Here is a 2,823-nt window from a genome sequence, read left to right on the forward strand (position 1 = left end):
CACATATTAACTTTATTTTCTGTTGTTGAGAGCTTTAAATGCTTGTAATTACAATTCGTATCATATCTAGGATAATGAATTAAGATCTTTTTAGTACATTCTTTACCTTTACTGTTTTTGAGTTTTATTTCTTCCTTTTCTCCCTTACCAATAAATTCATTCAAATATCCGTTTTTATCTAAAGTCGAGTAAAACTGAACAACACCATACTCACAATGAATAAAATCATCATCGTCTATATAAAATTTCTTTAATAAAAGAATAAATTTCCGTTTACCTTTTGAAATCTCTAGATACCTAAAGCAAAAGTTACAAGGATAATCTTCTGCAATACCTTGTAAAGTTCCTCGGCCTATTTTACATTCATATCCATATTTCACTGATAAATGTTTTTTTACTTCGTCAAAAATATTTTTTTCTTTATCAAAATATTTTTTCCATAAAGAAACATCATCATCTGAAATCCCTAAAGCAGGATATAAATGGAAATTACCTGTAGCACAGTCTAAAATCCTTTCGTCATTAATTTGAGGAGCATATTCTATTTTATCTAAATAAACATTTCCTATATTTAATCCTGTTAATTTAAAAATATCATCTTTATTACTTGTCATCCCCATTATTATACCACCTCATAAATTTTATTTTTTATAACTGTATCCTAAAAACCAAGTTTATATTAATCTTATTTTTTTATTATTTTAAAAGAATTTGTAAATCCTTTAAGAATTAAACACGTTTCTCTAACAAGCTTACACATTCAGCGGTTCGGACTTACCGTATCATTTCGTCGGTTTCCCTCCTCATTCTACGAGTCCTATCCCATGGGCAAAACATCTACTTCTACTTCACTGATACCTCAGCTCGTACAAGTAGTGATACCGCCTCGACGCGTGGTGATAGAAGTCTAACTAACTATAGAACGAAATTGCCACAATTGTTTTTGAAATTATACTATAAAACGAAACTTTCTATTAGAAATAATAAATCACATATCTAGAAGAGATTTATTTGTTTGATTAAATTCATTGTATAGTTTAATCATAATTTTATCTATAACTATCAAAATATAAAACCATGTAAAATAGTTAGAATCCCCAAATTCCTTATTTTCTAATTCATGTAATGTAGGCAAATTACGTTGATATGAAAACGTATTATGGGCCAATCGATTTCTATGTCGATACAACATATCATATACTTTCTGCCCTTCGCTTTCTAGCAAATTGTAACCTTCCCCCTTTCTTGCAATGCCTTTATATCCAATTCTATTCTTTATATTACCCTTGAATTCTATGTAAGTATTGCCATTCCAGTATTGGAAATTACTTTCCTTAAAAATTTTACATATGATATCTTTGGATTCATTGACTATCAACTTTCTGTCAGATTCAGATAGTTCACCCCTATCAAGTAGAATCATTAGATTTTGATAAATTGACTTTTTAGAATCATAAGTAGAAAAACCTTGGGAAGCATAATCTTTTAAAAAAACTCTCCGAAACTCAAAATCTTCAGTAGCCATTTCCCAAGCAATACATTTAAATTTTTGTTCTTGAAAACCTGTCATTTGTAAAAAAATTGTCTTAAGCAAGTAATCATTTAAAGGATATGTTTCTATTCCTGTATTGATAGGAGTAATTGCAGAAATCCCTTCCAACATAACGGATTCAATAGGACTGTTAATAAATTCTTCATGTTTACTCATATCTCAAACTCCCTATAAATAGCTATTGATTTTTCAACTCTCTCACGCAAATATTTTAAGGCAGATGGATTTTTCTGGTGAAAGCTTCTTGATACAGCTTTTGATAACTCATATGTTGGAACGCCTTGTTTATCAAGATATGGTGCTTTAAATTCTTCTATTGATTTCTCAATTTTTTTAGTTATGTCCGACCATTTTTCCAAATCAATATTCTTATTTTCGAATATTATTAAATAAATTAAACCAAAGTAATACAAGTCACAATCAATAATAGAATCAAAAGTTTTTTTGGATAAAGGTGAATCACTAATGAAATTACTCATTTTGCTATAGCGTCCTGAATGAGGTTGTTCACAAGAGAGTAGTTGTTCATTAGTATTAAATAATTCTTCATAGCTAATATAATACTTAATATTTTTATCACCAATTATAAAATTGATATAATTTTCATAGTACTCCTCTAATTTTTCTTTTCTTCCACCAAACCCACTACATAAATTTTGAACAGAGCCCTCTTTTTTATATTGTGATAAAATTGATAAATATCTAATAAAATCAATAGATAACTCCCCTTCAATAAGGTTGATAAATTTAGGCTTAAAGAAACTGGTTTTACTTTCATCTAAATAGTAAAGTGCTTCTCTACTTTCTTGACCAGTAAGAGACATTCCTTGTCTATTAATANTTCTAAAAACTGATGAATAATATCTTTGCTGATCCCCTCTTTGACTATTACTAGGTACAAGATACGAAAATCCTAGAAAAGTATTCTTCAAAAAAGAATTATCTATTTCATTATCATTATTCAACGCTTTGAAATATTCATCCTTTTCTAAAGTTGATTTTATTTTTGAAATTGTGAAATTATCTTCTATGAGTAAATCATTAAATGTCCAATTAATGACATCAGTGGAGGAATCTGTTTCACCTGCAAAATCGTCATTTTCATCAATATATTTTCTGACTTTATCTTTTGAATGCTTTTTATAGGTTTCACGGTCTGGAAAAAAACCCAAAACAGACAATAAAATACTAGTTAACCTTTGTTGTCCATCAATTAAAATATTTTCCTTCAAACCATTTTTTGTAAATGAACCAATAATTACAGGAGGAAC

Annotated in this window: 3 protein-coding genes; all 3 read right to left on the bottom strand. The window is 28.4% G+C overall.

All coding sequences use genetic code 11. From position 1 onward, the window contains the following. On the bottom strand, nucleotides 1-620 hold a 620-nt coding region (locus tag D8847_RS10280; RefSeq protein WP_142999097.1), incomplete at its 3' end, for a hypothetical protein. A 368-nt stretch (nucleotides 621-988) separates the two neighbouring features. Beyond that, nucleotides 989-1,708 carry a hypothetical protein gene (locus D8847_RS10285; protein ID WP_125841474.1) on the bottom strand — a complete coding sequence of 240 codons (720 nt, stop codon included), beginning with the start codon at nucleotides 1,706-1,708 and terminating at the stop codon, nucleotides 989-991. After that, nucleotides 1,705-2,823 (bottom strand): GmrSD restriction endonuclease domain-containing protein (locus D8847_RS10290; RefSeq protein WP_125841475.1); only part of this gene is annotated, 1,119 nt, incomplete at its 5' end. The genes D8847_RS10285 and D8847_RS10290, both read right to left, overlap by 4 nt.

This window comes from Streptococcus mitis, assembly GCF_003942795.1.
GTDB classification, from domain to species: Bacteria; Bacillota; Bacilli; order Lactobacillales; family Streptococcaceae; genus Streptococcus; species Streptococcus mitis_BJ.

Bases quoted from the DNA above. Each gene is read 5' to 3' on its own strand.
- D8847_RS10285 (WP_125841474.1), bottom strand. From the start codon at position 1,708: ATGAGTAAACATGAAGAATTTATTAACAGTCCTATTGAATCCGTTATG.